Source organism: Pseudomonas sp. 382 (assembly GCF_002759075.1).
In the GTDB taxonomy this organism is placed as follows: Bacteria; Pseudomonadota; Gammaproteobacteria; order Pseudomonadales; family Pseudomonadaceae; genus Aquipseudomonas; species Aquipseudomonas vlassakiae.
Map to the genome: position 1 here is coordinate 98,386 of NZ_PEMX01000013.1, position 13,956 is coordinate 112,341.

Annotated in this window: 15 protein-coding genes; 6 read left to right on the forward strand and 9 right to left on the reverse strand. The window is 62.9% G+C overall.

Annotated features, from left to right (window positions below; genetic code table 11):
- Nucleotides 1–18: 18 nt before the first annotated feature.
- The 4 genes from CQW31_RS16685 to CQW31_RS16700 are packed head-to-tail and all read right to left on the reverse strand — an operon-like array spanning nt 19 to nt 3,864.
- On the reverse strand, nt 19–966 hold the full coding sequence (locus CQW31_RS16685; protein WP_099814950.1) for a lysylphosphatidylglycerol synthase domain-containing protein: 948 nt from the start codon (nt 964–966) through the stop codon (nt 19–21).
- Nucleotides 966–2,168 (reverse strand): cardiolipin synthase ClsB, encoded by a 1,203-nt coding sequence (gene clsB, locus CQW31_RS16690; RefSeq protein WP_054884502.1) that lies wholly within the window; start codon nt 2,166–2,168, stop codon nt 966–968. The genes CQW31_RS16685 and clsB overlap by 1 nt, the downstream gene beginning before the upstream one ends.
- Nucleotides 2,165–2,950, reverse strand: a complete 786-nt coding sequence (locus CQW31_RS16695) for an endonuclease/exonuclease/phosphatase family protein (protein WP_054884501.1) — start codon at nt 2,948–2,950, stop codon at nt 2,165–2,167. Before CQW31_RS16695 ends, clsB begins: the two co-directional genes overlap by 4 nt.
- Nucleotides 2,947–3,864 (reverse strand): DUF72 domain-containing protein, encoded by a 918-nt coding sequence (locus tag CQW31_RS16700; RefSeq protein WP_099814951.1) that lies wholly within the window; start codon nt 3,862–3,864, stop codon nt 2,947–2,949. Before CQW31_RS16700 ends, CQW31_RS16695 begins: the two co-directional genes overlap by 4 nt.
- 171 nt (nt 3,865–4,035) lie before the next feature.
- Between CQW31_RS16700 and CQW31_RS16705 the strand changes: the two genes are divergently transcribed.
- Both CQW31_RS16705 and CQW31_RS16710 read left to right on the forward strand, forming a co-directional pair.
- A complete protein-coding gene (locus CQW31_RS16705) occupies nt 4,036–4,410 on the forward strand; it encodes a low affinity iron permease family protein (RefSeq protein WP_054884499.1) in 375 nt (124 codons plus the stop codon).
- A gap of 22 nt (nt 4,411–4,432) precedes the next feature.
- Nucleotides 4,433–4,984, forward strand: a complete 552-nt coding sequence (locus CQW31_RS16710; protein WP_099814952.1) for an ATP-dependent Clp protease proteolytic subunit — start codon at nt 4,433–4,435, stop codon at nt 4,982–4,984.
- A 12-nt stretch (nt 4,985–4,996) separates the two neighbouring features.
- Here the strand turns inward: CQW31_RS16710 and CQW31_RS16715 are convergent, their stop codons facing one another.
- Together CQW31_RS16715 and CQW31_RS16720 are read right to left on the reverse strand one after the other, a co-directional pair.
- On the reverse strand, nt 4,997–5,395 hold the full coding sequence (locus CQW31_RS16715) for an NUDIX hydrolase (RefSeq protein WP_099814953.1): 399 nt from the start codon (nt 5,393–5,395) through the stop codon (nt 4,997–4,999).
- Between the two features lie 82 nt (nt 5,396–5,477).
- Nucleotides 5,478–9,245, reverse strand: a complete 3,768-nt coding sequence (locus CQW31_RS16720; protein ID WP_099814954.1) for a CheR family methyltransferase — start codon at nt 9,243–9,245, stop codon at nt 5,478–5,480.
- Between the two features lie 324 nt (nt 9,246–9,569).
- Here CQW31_RS16720 and CQW31_RS16725 point away from each other — a divergent pair, with 324 nt between their 5' ends.
- Together CQW31_RS16725 and CQW31_RS16730 are read left to right on the forward strand one after the other, a co-directional pair.
- Nucleotides 9,570–9,782: a general stress protein gene (locus CQW31_RS16725; protein WP_054884495.1), complete on the forward strand. Its 213-nt coding sequence runs from the start codon at nt 9,570–9,572 to the stop codon at nt 9,780–9,782.
- 147 nt (nt 9,783–9,929) lie between these two features.
- On the forward strand, nt 9,930–10,199 hold the full coding sequence (locus tag CQW31_RS16730) for a DUF6555 family protein (protein ID WP_054884494.1): 270 nt from the start codon (nt 9,930–9,932) through the stop codon (nt 10,197–10,199).
- A gap of 4 nt (nt 10,200–10,203) precedes the next feature.
- On the opposite strand, the gene CQW31_RS31180 is transcribed toward CQW31_RS16730, so the two are convergent.
- Nucleotides 10,204–10,374 (reverse strand): hypothetical protein, encoded by a 171-nt coding sequence (locus tag CQW31_RS31180; protein ID WP_156351914.1) that lies wholly within the window; start codon nt 10,372–10,374, stop codon nt 10,204–10,206.
- A gap of 151 nt (nt 10,375–10,525) precedes the next feature.
- The gene (locus CQW31_RS16735; RefSeq protein WP_099814955.1) at nt 10,526–11,140 is read right to left on the reverse strand and encodes a response regulator transcription factor; all 615 of its coding nucleotides are present in this window, start codon (nt 11,138–11,140) and stop codon (nt 10,526–10,528) included.
- Nucleotides 11,141–11,265: 125 nt separating this feature from the next.
- On the opposite strand from CQW31_RS16735, the gene CQW31_RS16740 reads away from it, so the two are divergent.
- Nucleotides 11,266–12,927: a hybrid sensor histidine kinase/response regulator gene (locus CQW31_RS16740; protein ID WP_099814956.1), complete on the forward strand. Its 1,662-nt coding sequence runs from the start codon at nt 11,266–11,268 to the stop codon at nt 12,925–12,927.
- On the opposite strand, the gene CQW31_RS16745 is transcribed toward CQW31_RS16740, so the two are convergent.
- Nucleotides 12,914–13,213, reverse strand: coding sequence for a hypothetical protein (locus tag CQW31_RS16745; RefSeq protein ID WP_054884491.1), 300 nt, complete (start codon nt 13,211–13,213; stop codon nt 12,914–12,916). The two genes, CQW31_RS16740 and CQW31_RS16745, sit on opposite strands and share 14 nt — an antisense overlap.
- A 427-nt stretch (nt 13,214–13,640) precedes the next feature.
- Between CQW31_RS16745 and CQW31_RS16750 the strand changes: the two genes are divergently transcribed.
- Nucleotides 13,641–13,955 (forward strand): hypothetical protein, encoded by a 315-nt coding sequence (locus CQW31_RS16750; protein ID WP_099814957.1) that lies wholly within the window; start codon nt 13,641–13,643, stop codon nt 13,953–13,955.
- Nucleotide 13,956: the final 1 nt, after the last annotated feature.

Below are 13,956 nucleotides of genomic sequence, written 5' to 3' on the forward strand. Positions count from 1 at the left end.
GATTACCTCCCAGGCCCTCTAGGCCGGTTTGTCGCGCTGGCGCATGGCCTTGGCGCGCTTTTCCAGGATCAGGTAAATGAGTACGGCTGCCACCAGCGGGATCAGGTAATACAACGTCCGATAGCCCAGCAGCGCCGCCACCAGCGTGCCTTGGCCAAGTTGCCCGTGCAGCAGCGCAAGGAACACCGTCTCGAGCACCCCAAGGCCGGCGGGTATGTGGGCGACCACCCCGGCCACGCAGCTGATAAGCAGGATGCCGAGGATCGATGGGTAGAACGCCTCGCCAGGCAGCAGCCAGAAAATCAGCAAGGCCATCATCGCCCAGTTGCTGGCGCCCAGCGCAACCTGGCACAGGGCCAGACGCAGCGAGGGCAGGGTGACTTCATGCTCACGCCAGCGCCAGGTGCGCTTTTTCGCCAGGCCGCAGGCCAGCAGGTAGCCGATCGCGATCGCCAACAACAGCACGCCGATCAACCGCAGGCCGCCGGCCCCGACCGCCCAGTCAGCCGGCAGCTTGACCAGGCCCAGGGCGAACACGCTACCGGCCAGCAGCATATAGCCCATCCAGTTGGTCAGCAGGCCCAGGGTGAGGATGCGGGTGATGGTTGGCGTATCCAGGCCCAGGCGGCTGTACAGGCGGTACCGCAAGGCCACACCGCCTACCCAGGTGGTGAAGTTGAGGTTGAAGGCATAGCACACGAAGGCTATCGGCAGCACTTGGCGGGCGGGCAACGAGTGGCCGGTGTAGGACCGGGCCAGCAGGTCGTAGCTGGCGAAGATCAGGTAACTGCACAGCGCCAGGGCCAGGCCGATGGCCAGCGTGCTCGGCTTGTAGGCCAGCAGTGAATGGCGCACCTCGTTCCAGTCAAGGTTGCGCGCAAGCACGTACAGCAGCACCGGTATCAGGATCAGGAATGCCACGGTGAACAACCGCTTGCCCCAGATTTGCCAGTTTTCTTGCGCCATCAGGTGTTCCCCTCATGCAGATCGCCTTCGGCCTCGACTTCCGGCTGCAGCGAACGCAGGCGCTGGCGGTGGGCGGGGAACCAGCCAGCGATCCGCGGAAAATGCCGGATAACGTGGAAACACACGAAGATCAACGGTGCCCGCCACCAGTAGCCACGGATCATGCGCTCCAGCGTCACCGGCTTGCATTGCTCGTCTGCCAGTGCCTGCAGGTGTTCGTACAATTGCTGGTTGAATGCCGGGTCGCGGATGAACAGGTTGGCCTCGAGGTTGAAGGAAAGGCTCAGGGGGTCGAGGTTGCTGGAGCCGACCGTGGCCCACTCGTGGTCGACCAGCGCCACTTTGCCGTGCAGTGGTCGCTGGCAGTATTCGCGAATGCGTACGCCGTCGCGCAGCAAGTAGTTGTAGAGCAGGCGCGACAAGGCGCGTACCCAGCGCATGTCGGGCTGGCCCTGAAGGATCAAGGTGACGTCGACCCCACGGCGGGCAGCGTTGCGCAGTTCTCGCATCAGGCGGTAACCCGGGAAGAAATAGGCATTGGCCACCACCACCCGCTGGCGCGCCGAGCGCAGGGCCTGCAGGTAGTGGGCTTCGATGTCGGTGCGGCGCAGGCGGTTGTCGCGTTCCACCAGCACCGCCTTGCTCGAGCCGGTCGGTGCCGTCTGCGGCCGTACCTCGCTGGGCGGCTCCAGCACCGGAGCCATCAGCCTGCGGCTGGCGGCATGCACCTGCGCCACCACCGGCCCGGTCACCTCCACGGCATAGTCCTGCTTGGCCATGGGACCAAAATCGCCCAAGTGGTCAGCGCTGTAGTTGATCCCGCCGATAAAGGCCCGCGCACCATCGATCACCACGATCTTGCGGTGCAGGCGCCGGAACAGGTTGGTGCGCATGCCGGCGACCCTGGGTTGCGGGTCGAAGGCGTGGAAGCTGACACCGGCATCGGTCAGTGCTGCCACGAAGCTGTCAGGCAGGTCGGCGGTACCGTAGCCGTCCACCGCGACCTCTACCCTTACGCCGCGCCGGGCGGCATCGATCAGCACGCCCTGCAATTGCTGGCCGACCTTGTCGTCGAAGATGATGAAGGTTTCCAGCAAGATTTCTTCCTGTGCCTGGGCCATTGCCTCGAATACACGGGGGTAATACTGCTCGCCGTTGATCAGCAGTTCGATACGGTTGCCATCGAGCCAAGGTCGGTTCACAGGTTGATCTCCGCAGCCAGTGGAGCATGGTCGGACAGATGCGACCAGGGATACATGGACAGCACTTGAGCCTTGGTCGGCATGGCATTGCGCAGGTAGATGCGGTCCAGGCGCAGTAACGGCAGGCGCGCCGGGAAGCTGCGGGCAGGGCTGCCGAAGTGTTCGCCAAACGCCTCCACCAGGCGCCGGGAGAGCACTGCGTCGGCCTTGAGCCGCCAGTCATTGAAGTCGCCGGCGATGATCACCGGCGCTTGTGCCGGCAGCCGGTCGAGCAACTGCAGCAACAGCTGCACCTGGCTTTGCCGGTGCGCTTCGCGCAGCCCCAGGTGCACGCATATGGCGTGCACCTGCTCGTGCCCCGGCACCTCCAGGCGGCAATGCAGCAAGCCGCGCTGTTCGTTGCCCTGGATCGACACGTCGAGGTTTTCATGGTGAGTGATCGGGAATTTCGACAGCAGGGCATTGCCATGGTCACCATCCGGGTATACCGCGTTGCGGCCGTAGGCGAATTGCGGCCACATGCTGTCGGCGAGAAATTCATACTGCGGCGTCTCTGGCCACGCAGGGTGGCGCAAGGCGTGCTGCTGATGGCTGCCATGGACTTCCTGGAGAAACACCAGGTCGGCATGGGTGGCGCGCACGGCTTCGCGCAACTCGGGGAGGATGAAGCGGCGGTTGAACAAGGTGAAGCCCTTGTGCACGTTGATGGTCAGCACGTTCAGCCGGTGCACGGCGGTGACCTTGTCGATGATGCAGCGCGGCGAGGGCAGGGTCTTGTTCACAGCGCCACCTCCGGCTCGACGCCTGGCTCGGTGAGCAGGTGGTAATCGAGCTTGAGCTTTTCCAGCAGGCGCCGCGCATCGTAGGGTGCGTGGACTTTCTGATCGTTGTCGAAGTAGCAGTAGACATCGCGCGACGCCCGTTTTGGCGGCGCCTTGGCCACGACCAGTTGCGCATCTTCCACCTGGCCACCTGCGGCCCAGGCCTGGATGCGCTGCTTCCAGCGCTTCAGGGCACGCGCCGTGTAACCACTGCTGTAGAGTTCGACGTCACCGTGCAGGCGCATGTAGACAAAATCGGCGGTCACATCCTCGACATAGGGCCACTTGCCTGCGCTGTCCGCCACGACCAGGGCGACGCGGTGCTTGCGCAGCAGTTTGATGAAGCGCTCGCAGAGAAAGCTCTCATGGCGGATCTCCACGGCGTGGCGCAACCGTGCATTGCCCTTGATCGCCGTGCCACCGTTATCCTTCAGGCGCTCGGCACAGCCTTGCGCGCAGGCGCGAGCAGCCTTGCGATCCTTGGGCAGCAATTCCAAGAAATGGCTGAACCGTGCTTCGTCGAACTTCATGTTGGGCGGGAATTGCCACAGGAACGGCCCCAGTTTGTTCCCCAGCAGCAGCGGGCCGGACGCGTAGAAATTGGCGATAGCCTCTTCGACCTCCTTTAGCCGTCGCACATGGGTGATATAGCGCGGGCCCTTGACCGAAAAAACGAAGTCCTCCGGCGTTTCGTCACGCCAGTTCACATAGCGCTCAGGGGTTTGCAGGCTGTAGAACGAGCCATTGATCTCGATGCTGTTCACGGCTCGCGACGCAAACGCCAGCTCGCTGTCCTGGCGCAGGCCCTTGGGGTAGAAGTCCTTGCGCCAGGGGCCGTAGCGCCATCCGGAAATACCAATGCGGATATCGCTCACGCTGTTGTCCTCATAGCCTGCTCCATTGCACGTCACTTGAATGTGCGACCTGGGCAGCGCGGCAAGGGTTCAGCGCAGATGATCGAAGGCAAGCCGGGCGCCCTGAGTTGAACTTTGCCGGCCTGGGCGATTCCACCGCATAGCAGATATGCAGCACAGGAGTCCGTCGGTATGAAATTCGACCGTTTCTGTCAGGGGCTGGCCAACTGGACCGGTCGGCCGCTGACGTTTGGCATCGCGTTCCTGATGATTCTGGTGTGGGGCATCACCGGGCCACTGTTCCACTTCAACGATACCTGGCAACTGGTGATCAATACCTCGACCACCATCATCACCTTCCTGATGGTGTTTCTGATCCAGAACACCCAGAACCGCGACAATGACGAACTCCATATCAAGATCGACGAATTGCTGCGCACCACCCAGAAGGCGCACATGGCATTGCTCGACCTGGAACACATGGACCCGGCCGAACTGCATGCCTTGCGCAAGCAATACCAACAGATGGCGGAGCGCGACGACGAAGGGCAGAGCCCCAAGGAATGACCCGCCAGAAGCGGAGGCAAGCATGGCCAGACATATCATTCACTTTACCGGACCGATCAACTCATCCACCTGCGGCAACCTGATCAACACCTGCTCGCGCGCCATGCAGCAGGGCGCCGACGTGTTGCAGCTGAACATTGCCACCATGGGCGGCGAGTGCAGCTACGGCTTTACCCTGTACAACTACCTGCGCGCCTTGCCGATCAGCGTGCACACCCACAACCTCGGCACCGTCGAGTCCATGGGCAATATCCTGTTTCTGGCGGGCGAACACCGCACGGCGTGCAGCTACAGCAAGTTCCTGTTCCACCCGTTTCACTGGACGCTGCATGGCTCAGTGGATCATTCACGCATGGCCGAGTACGCCATGAGCCTGGATTACGACCTGCGCCTGTATGCGCAGATCGTCGCCGAGCGCACGGAGGGCAGCAGCGAAGTGCTGGATGTACCCCGTTACCTCATGGCCTACCCGCGTATCCTGGGCCCCAGGGAGGCGCTGGAGAGTGGCATGATCCACGCCATCGACGAAATGCCGATTGCCAGCGAGGTCTGCCAGTGGAGTGTGCATGCCTGAAGCCGGGCATGTTCAGCGTACCGACGCGGCGACCGTGCGGTCGCACGCCAGCAGAGAGCGGATCACTGTTTTGATCTCGGCGTTGATGGCCGACATCTGGTCCAGGTGCTGAAAGCAACAGTCGGCGATCTCGTGGTCGGCGGTCGGCTTCGGCGCGTGGGCGAAGTCGGCCTCGAACACATAGTGCATGCGCTCACCGGTTTCAAAGCGCATGAGCAAGGTCAAGGTTTCGGCCTGCAAGCCCGTCTCTTCCCGTAACTCCCGCTCGGCCGCCTGCACCGGTGTCTCTCCCGGCTCGATCTTGCCGCCGGGCAAGGTCCACGGTGCCTTGGGTTTTCTCACCCACAGCCATTTGTGTGATTGCTTGCCATGCCGGCAAATGATGGTGGCGCGGTGTTTGACTGGCTTCATGCAGCCTCCTGCGGCAAATCCCTGGTTCATATGGGTTTGTCCGCAGGCGTGCAATGAACGTTCTGTTTAACTGGCTAACGGTTCAGCAGGGCACCGAGCCGCTGAGCGCCTCGATGGTCTCGACCAGCTCGTCATAGCCTACCGGCTTGTTCAGGTGACGATCGAAGCCGGACTGGCGCGATTTGTACTGGTCGGCACTGGCACCGTAGCCGGTGAGGGCGATCGCTGGCGTATGACGCAGGTGGGCGAGGCCGCGCAAGGCCTTGATCAGTGCGTGACCGTCCATGCCTGGCATGCCGATGTCCGAGATGATGACGTCATAGTCGCCACTGGCTGCGGCCTCCAGCGCCTTCAGCGGATCGCTGTACGCCGCGACCTCGGCGCTTTCCATCTCCAGCAACGCCTGCATCACTTCCAGCACTTCGGGTGAGTCGTCGACCAGCAAGATCGTCGTGCCTTGCAGCCGTCCTTCGCTGACAGGTTCTGCAGCGTCTGGACGCAATTGCACACCGGGGTCGCACAACGGCAGGCGTACGGTAAAGGTGCAGCCCTTGCCGAGCCCCGCCGAGCTGGCTTCGACACTGCCGCCATGGGCTTCGGTCAGCTGGCGCACGAGTGAGAGGCCGATGCCGAGGCCTTCACGGCCATGGCTGGCCACCTGCGGCGCCGCCTGGCTGAACAGGTCGAAGATATGCTCCAGGTTATCGTGGCTCACGCCCACGCCCTGGTCGATCACCTGCAGGCGTGCCTGTGTCTGGTCGTGGCTCAGCACCAGGCGAATTTCATTGCCCGCCGGGCTGAACTTGAGCGCGTTGTTCAGCAGGTTCCAGATGATCTGTTCCAGGCGCGTCAAGTCGCCCTCGATCATCAGCGGCTGGGCGTCGGCTGGCATTTCCAAGCGTACCTGGCAAGGGTGCTGTTCGCTCAGCACCACCGCATGGATGCCCTGAACAATGGCGCCGAGGTCCACGGGTTCAGTCTTGAGCTTGAGTTTGCCGGTGCGAATACGCGCCACATCGAGCAGGTCATCGATGATCCGGGCCTGGCTGGACACCGCTTCGCAGATGGTGCCCACGGCCTTGCTGGCGGCGCCGATGCTCTTGATCGACGGCAGCCGGCGAAGGATTTCGGCATTGAGCTGGATCAGGTTGAGCGGGTGTTTGAGTTCATGGGACATCACCGCGAAAAACTCGTCCTTCATGTGGCTGGAAGTCTGCGATTCGGGCAGTTGCTTGCTCAGGCGCTCTTCACCCAGGCGCACGCGCTCTTCGGCGGCGCGGCTCTTGCTGATGTCGATGAAGGTAAGCACGGTGCCGTCGATCTCCTGCTCGCTGGAGCGATACGGCAGCAAGCGTGCCAGGTACCAGTGGTTGTCCTGGGCGCCGATCTCGCGCTCGATGATGGTTTCACCCTTGGCCACGGCGCGGGCGTCATCGGCCAGTGCCGGGTAATCGAGGCGGTGGGTGATGTCCAGCAGCGAGCGGCCGGTGTCCATCGGCAGCATGCTGAACAAGTCGGTGGCGCGCGGGGTGAACCAGCGAATGCGCAGGTTGCGGTCGACGAACACCGTGGCGATGTCGGTCGAGGCGATCAGGTTGCTCAGGTAGTCGTTGACCTTGTCGGTTTCCTCGACCTTGTTCTTGAGCTCGTAGTTGACGGTGAGCAATTCCTCGTTGATCGATTGCAGCTCTTCCTTGCTGGTTTCCAGCTCTTCGCTGGCCGAACGCAGTTCTTCGTTGATGGCCTGCATTTCTTCGTTGGAGGCGGTCAGGGCTTCGCTGGAAACCTCCGACTGTTCGATGGTTTCCTGCAGTTGCTGGCGGGTACGCTGCAGTTCGCGCTCCAGGTTGTTCAGCACCATGCTGTCGGTCTGCCGGATGACCCCTGGCAGCGGCAAGGACGGGTCGGGCGCACGCTCTTCGAACACCACCAGCAGGCACTCGCCGGTGCTGAGTTCGTCCTTGAAGGGCTGCACGGTGATCTCGGCTTGCTGCTGCCTCTGTTCACCTTCGCCAAGGTCGACCGGCCGCGAGGTGACGGCCTCGGTGCCCTGGCGGGCCTGGAACAGGGTAGTGCGCAAGGCCAGGCGCAGGCTCGGCAGCACCAGGTTGAGCAGGTTACGGCTCGGCTCGCCTCCTGCCAGCTGCAGGTAGCGCCCGACGCCGTCGCTCATGTGCAGGATATTGCCGTCGCCGTCGATGATCAGGCTTGGCGGCGTGCGCCGGGCCAGGGCACGCTGGTGCATCTCGGCATAGGACGGCTTGCGTCCGGGCTTGGCCTTGGCCTGAAGGTCCTGGGCGATGCTGGTCATGTTCGCCCCGGGCAGCTGCCGGCCTGAGCGACGGCCGGCCGGGCTGACGTCACGGGCGCGGAAGATGCGGTTGCGCTTGTCTACCGGGGCGAACAGTTCACCGGCTACATCGGCCGATTCTGAGGTGCCGAGGAACAGGTAGCCACCGCTGCGCAGGGCATAGTGGAACATCTGCAGGATATCGTGCTGGACTTCGCGGTCGAGGTAGATCAGCAGGTTGCGGCAGACGATCAGGTCGATCTGCGAGAACGGCGGGTCGGACAGCAGGTTGTGGCGGGCGAACAGCACCTTCTCCCGCACCTCCTTGCGCACCCGGTAATGCTGGTCTTCCTTGACGAAGAACTGGCGTAGCCGGGTGGGTGGCACGTCGGTAACGATCGCCTCGGGATAGGAACCCGCGCGGGCAATACTGATGGCGCGTTCGTCGAGATCGCTGGCGAACACCTGGAGCTTGCGTGCGCGCTGTTCCAGGGCCAGTTGCTCACACACCAGCATGGCCAGGCTGTAAGCCTCTTCGCCGGTGGAGCAGCCCGCTGACCAGATGCGGATCTCGCGGTTGTCCTCGCCTTCGCTGGCCAGTTGCGGCAGCACGTGACGTTCCAGCGATTCAAAAGCCTCGCGGTCGCGGAAGAAATTGGTCACACCGATGAGCATGTCGCCGAGCAAGGCAGTCGCTTCGCTGCCGTGTTGCTCCAGATAGTTCAGGTAACTGCCCAGGTCGGTCTGCCCGGTGACATGCAGGCGGCGCTCGATCCGTCGTAGCACGGTGGCGCGCTTGTAATGCTGGAAGTCATGGCCGGTGGCGGTGCGCAGTTGCAGCAGGATTTCTTCGAGCAATGGCTCGGCGGCCTGGGCATCGCCGGCCCGGGTGCCCAACGGCGGCGGCAGGGTATCGTCTTCGATCTCAGGTAATTTCACCTGCCGCGCCGTACGCCACAGTTCCGTCAGCTTCTGCGGCATCTCGGCAGCCGGCAGCACCAGGTCGACCATACCGGTCTCGATGGCGGCGCGCGGCATGCTGTCGTACTGGGCGTCGTCCGGGGTCTGCGCCAGGGTCACGCCGCCTTGTTCCTTGATCCGCGACAGACCCACCGCGCCGTCGGCACCGGTGCCCGACAACACCACGCAGAAGGCGTGGTCCTTGTGCACGTCGGCCAGATCGCGGAAGAACAGGTCGATGGCCACATGGTCGCCGCGTCGGCGGTTGGCCGGGGTGACGCGCAGGTAGCCGTCGTTGGTGGAAAGACGATTGGCCGGCGAAATCACATAGACATGGTTGCGTTCGATCGGCACTGGCTCGGTGACTTGGCGCACCGGCATCGGCGTGGCTTCCTGGATGATCCTGTCGGCCACGCTCTGGTGGTCGGGCGACAGGTGCAACACCACCACAAAGGCTGCACCGCAATCACCGGGCATCTGCTGGAAGAAGGTGCGGATGGCCTCCAGCCCTCCAGCCGACGCACCAATACCGACCACCGGGAAATCCAGGTGGCTTGGGCTCAGCGCGGGGTTTTGCGGCGATGCGGGTTGCTCAGTCATGAAGATGCCTTGTGCAGACCTTGAGGATGGCCCTTTGAAGCATCGCCGGGCAGATGAGCGAGCATTATAGGCAGCTCGTCGGTTCTGCTGCGAGGCTTGCCAGTGGTAGGCCGTTTGCAGTTGTGACCATGCAGTTGTGACCCTTGAGCAGGAGAAAAATTGCCCGTCCAAAACCCGCCACACGATCATTTGCCGCGGGGGCCTTTGGCGCCACCGGTCAGCCACTTGCAATCCGATTGAGCAGTGCCTGGCATCGCCTGTTCGGAACCTAGGCAGGGCACCGTTTCATTCGCCCAACCCATCCGCATGGCAAGGAGACAGGACATGGCTGGTGATCAACAACGGACCGGACAACGTGGCGGCACAAAGGAGACCAACCCAGGCAACTTCGCCAATGACCGCGAACGTGCCTCCCGGGCTGGCCACAAAGGTGGCCAGGCGTCGGGCGGCAACTTCGCCAACGACCGGCAGCGGGCATCGGAAGCCGGCCGCAAGGGCGGGCAGAACAGCCACGGAGGGGGCCGCCAGCAGCAATGACAAGGGGCTCGCCGAGGCCCGCCGGCATCAGGGTGCCTGGCAAGGACCCTGATGCATCCCTTTGAATTGTTCGACAATCTTTTTGAATCTTTCGCGGACGGCATCACTCAATGAATAGTCATCCATGGAGAAGAGGAGGGCCGCGTGATGCCTAGTCCCCAGCTATACATTATCGATTACCTGCTGCACGGCCAGCCGCGCAGTTTCATTATCCGGCTCGAGAAAATCGATAACGCCGAGGCTTGGCACTGGGCCAGTTGTGATGCAGGGATCGGCATCATCCCGAAGTTCGGCCGGGAGAGGATCAAGAAAGTGAGCCGGCCAATGGCCGAGCGTTACGGCATAACCGCAGTGACCTGGCGGCCGTCAGGCAGCAAGCCCAGCCAGACGGTCAGCGACTCAAGTATGACCAGCTGATCCTTCATGCACCGGATTCGGGGTCGCTCGCAGGCACTCCGGGCCGGTTCTGCTCGTCCTCAGTCAGATCAGGATCGGCGTCCGGGTCAGCTGCCCGGTCGTTGCGTTCTTCTGGGTCCAGTTCGGGCCAATCGTCCTGAGCGCTACCTCCGCCCATTTGCAGTATCTGGTTCATGATGGCGCCCTCGCTTGGCGAAAAAGGCCCACCCGAGGGTGGGCCAAGCACAGGAGTGATGAGCGATGATGATTGACCACCGTTCATGGATTGAGAGTGCCGGGCGCCCCCGCATGATCACTTGCATTGCCATCGGCACCGACCGACGGTATCAGGTACCGCTGTACTTGACGGCCGCGGCCGTGCGCGAGGTGACATTCAGCGCCTTGAGCAACGATGACACGTGAATACGGACGGTGAACGGCGATATGTCCAGGGCGCGGGCAATTTCCTTGTTGGTCTTGCCTTGGGCGATAAGGCGCAGCACCTCGTGCTGGCGGTGAGTGAGGTGTTCCAGCTCGTTGCCGCTGCCCAGGTTCGGCAACAGGCCTGAAGGGCTGTACTTGACCAGCACCTCGCCGTCCCGGATCGCCAGGATCGCTGCGCCGAGTTCATCAGGGGCGATGCTTTTACCAATGAAGCCATCCACGCCGCTGGCCATGACGTGTTCGATCAGCGCCGGCTCGTCGACCATCGACACGATGATCAGGGTAGTGCGGCGTAACAGCTGGCGCAGTTCGGTCAGGCGGTCGATGCAATCGAGCCCGGGGAAGCGCAGGTCGAGAATCAGCGTGTCTGGCACCTCGCCCTGGCGGGCAAGCGCCAGCACCTGCTGCAGGTCCCCGGCCTCTTCCAGTTGTGCTTGCGGCAATACCCGCTGCACGGTACGGACCATGGCCTCCCTGAACAGCGGATGGTCGTCCGCCACGATGATGCGGCACGTCACGATCTGGCACTCCCTGTGAACGGCGTTGTTGCCACCATGCTAACTTAGCAGCCTGCTGCCGCAAACGCCCGTAAGCGCTGCGCCAGGCAGGCGCCTATGCGGCCCCGTGCACAAGGACGTTTACCATGGACTACAACAAGAACAACGAGCTCGACCAGGCCAACCTGCGTGTCATCGTCGCCAGTTGCGCGCTGGTCTACATTACCGTGCTGGGTTTCCTGCCGGGTGAATCGATCGCCAGCTACCTGCCGGTGATCTACTACATCATCAGTTTCATCCTGCTGTCGATCGGCCTGCGCCAGGCCATCGCCCGCTGGCCTGGGCACTACCCATGGCGTCGGGTGCTGGGCATCGTGCATGACTACACCGGCACCTGCTTCGGCCTGGTGCTGGGCGGCGAAGCGGCGCTGCCGCTGTACGCGGTGATGGTCTGGGTCAACCTCGGCAACGGCATGCGCTTCGGTACCCGCTACCTGGCCATTGCCACGGTACTGGCGCTGACAGCGCTGGTCGCGGTGTACCAGCTCAACCCCTACTGGCAGGCCAACCCGTTCATGGTTCTGATGCTGCTCACCACCAGTACGGTCATCCCGCTCTACGCCCACATGCTGCTTGAGCGCACGCGCAAGGCCTCGGAACTGGCGATGGCGGCCACCCAGGAAAAGTCGCGTTTTCTGGCCCAGGCCAGCCATGACTTGCGCCAGCCGATCCACTCCATCGGCCTGTTCACCGCCTGCCTGCGCGAGGCGCCGCTGGCCGAGCAGGAACGGCGCCTGGTGGACAGCATCGACCGCTCGCTGCTCAACGTATCGCAGCTGTTCCGTTCGATCCTGGACCTGTACACGCTGGACAACGGCAGGGTGCAACCGAAGTACGAGGCCTTCGCCCTGCACGAGTTTCTCGCCGAACTGCTGCGGCAGAACGCCGAGGCGGCGCGCTGGGCAGGCGTCGAGATGCGCTTGCGCCCATGTGCCTACTGGACCCGCGCCGACCGCGGCATGCTCGCGACGATGGTGCAGAACGTGCTGTCCAACAGCTTCAAGTACGCAGCCCAGCGGCCGCTGCTGATCGGCGTGCGGCGTCATGGCCAGGCGCTGGCCATCGTGGTCTATGACCAGGGGCGCGGGATCGATCAGGTGCACCTGGGTCTGGTCTTTGAAGAGTTCTACCGGGTACGTCAGGTGCGTGACAAGGATGTCGAAGGCGTTGGCCTGGGCCTCTCGATCGTCAAGCGCCTGGGGCATTTGATGGGCATGCAGGTTCAGCTGCGTTCGCAGCTGGGGCGCGGTACGGCGGTGAGCCTGCAAGGCTTGCCGCGCCTGGCGGCGCAACCGGTCGCCCGGAGCAGTGAACAGCAGGTGTTGCAAGGCGCCATGTTCGGCGGCCTGAAGGTGTGCCTGGTGGAAGACGATCACAACGTCCTGCGCGCCACCTCGGCGTTGCTGCAGCGCTGGGGCTGCGAAGTTGAAGCGCATGGTTCCCCCTTGGGGCTGGTCAGCGAATGTGACGTGATCGTTGCCGACTACGACCTGGGCCAGGAGGCCACCGGCGTCGATTGCATCGAGCGTTTGCGGGCACAGCGGGGCTGGGAGGTACCGGCGTTGATCATGACCGGGCATGACCTGGAGAAGATCCAGGCGATCGTCCAGGGGCGCAATATCGCGCTCTTGTCCAAGCCGGTGCGCCCGACGGAGTTGCGTGCAGCCCTGCGGGAACTGCGCGAGGTGCCGGCGGCGCCGGGAACAGAGGTCGGCGCCGACGGCAGAGGCAGCATCACTGCAGGATGATTGCCTGGCCTTCCTTCAGGCAGGACGGGGTGGGCTCATACAGGCCCATGCTGCCCACGGCAACGATGGCGCCGCTGGGCATCTGGCAGTTGTACTCGCCTTTTGCGGTGGTGGCGGTGTAGTAGGTGATGGTGCTGTCGCTACGGACGTTGGCGACCTTGCTGACCGGAGTATTGAGGGCGAACTCGGCGCGTTCCTTGAGGGTCTGCTCGGAGGGTTTGATGGTCTGGCAACCGGCGACGGTGAACAGGACGGCGGCGCTCAGCAGGAGCTTGGCGGGTTTCATGAGGGTGGGCTTCCTTGGCGTGGGGGGTGTTGAATGGCCGGACTATAGCGCCGAGGAACGGGCAGGGCATTAGGGCGGATGTGCGAGGTGGCCATGTGCCTTTATCTGGCGCCTGTACCGGCCTCTTCGCGACTAAAGCCGCTCCCACAGGTGCTATGCAGGTCTCAGGCCTGAGGCGATGTCCCCAGCCAGCCCAGTTCGCTCAGCTCCGCTTGGCCAGCTTGTGCGCCATGAACTGATGCGCAGGCGAAAACAGCCGGTTGTAGGAATTCTGCGGGCCTTTCAATGGTGAGGTTCCTTGACGCCGAATAGGAAAAGGTATTTTAAGCAGTCCAGTCACTAGGTCAGGTTTTTTTGACAGAACTTTCACTTTGAATGGCTTAAATCAGCGCTAACGCAACACGCATATTGAGCAGGGCTGCCCATCATGCACACTTCGATGTTTGGTCATCACTTATTGTTTCTGGCGTTGTTCATTGCCTCTGTAGTGAGCTGGCTTTACCTGTGGTTGGTAGGCTTTCTGCATCCTTCGGTGGCAAGTAGCGACTGCCCGGTACTCAAACCGGATGCCTTGACGGTGGTCGGGCTGTTGTTGACCCTGGGCTGCGCGGTGCTGGAATTCTTCAGCCCGTTCGAGGGGGTCACGTTGTTGATCGTGCTGCTGGTGATCGGCCTGATCATGCCCTGGGGCGGCGCATTGGGCGGCCGCTATCACGAGCGCCTGCGCGCACGCAGATCCTGAT

Excerpts from the sequence above, each read along its gene's own strand:
- CQW31_RS16730 (WP_054884494.1), top strand. The coding sequence starts at position 9,930 with ATGCCTAGTCCCCAGCTATACATTATCGATTACCTGCTGCACGGCCAG.
- CQW31_RS16720 (WP_099814954.1), bottom strand. The coding sequence starts at position 9,245 with ATGACTGAGCAACCCGCATCGCCGCAAAACCCCGCGCTGAGCCCAAGC.
- CQW31_RS16745 (WP_054884491.1), bottom strand. The coding sequence starts at position 13,213 with ATGAAACCCGCCAAGCTCCTGCTGAGCGCCGCCGTCCTGTTCACCGTC.
- CQW31_RS16685 (WP_099814950.1), bottom strand. The coding sequence starts at position 966 with ATGGCGCAAGAAAACTGGCAAATCTGGGGCAAGCGGTTGTTCACCGTG.
- CQW31_RS16705 (WP_054884499.1), top strand. The coding sequence starts at position 4,036 with ATGAAATTCGACCGTTTCTGTCAGGGGCTGGCCAACTGGACCGGTCGG.
- CQW31_RS31180 (WP_156351914.1), bottom strand. The coding sequence starts at position 10,374 with ATGAACCAGATACTGCAAATGGGCGGAGGTAGCGCTCAGGACGATTGG.
- CQW31_RS16710 (WP_099814952.1), top strand. The coding sequence starts at position 4,433 with ATGGCCAGACATATCATTCACTTTACCGGACCGATCAACTCATCCACC.
- CQW31_RS16725 (WP_054884495.1), top strand. The coding sequence starts at position 9,570 with ATGGCTGGTGATCAACAACGGACCGGACAACGTGGCGGCACAAAGGAG.
- CQW31_RS16750 (WP_099814957.1), top strand. The coding sequence starts at position 13,641 with ATGCACACTTCGATGTTTGGTCATCACTTATTGTTTCTGGCGTTGTTC.
- CQW31_RS16740 (WP_099814956.1), top strand. The coding sequence starts at position 11,266 with ATGGACTACAACAAGAACAACGAGCTCGACCAGGCCAACCTGCGTGTC.
- CQW31_RS16715 (WP_099814953.1), bottom strand. The coding sequence starts at position 5,395 with ATGAAGCCAGTCAAACACCGCGCCACCATCATTTGCCGGCATGGCAAG.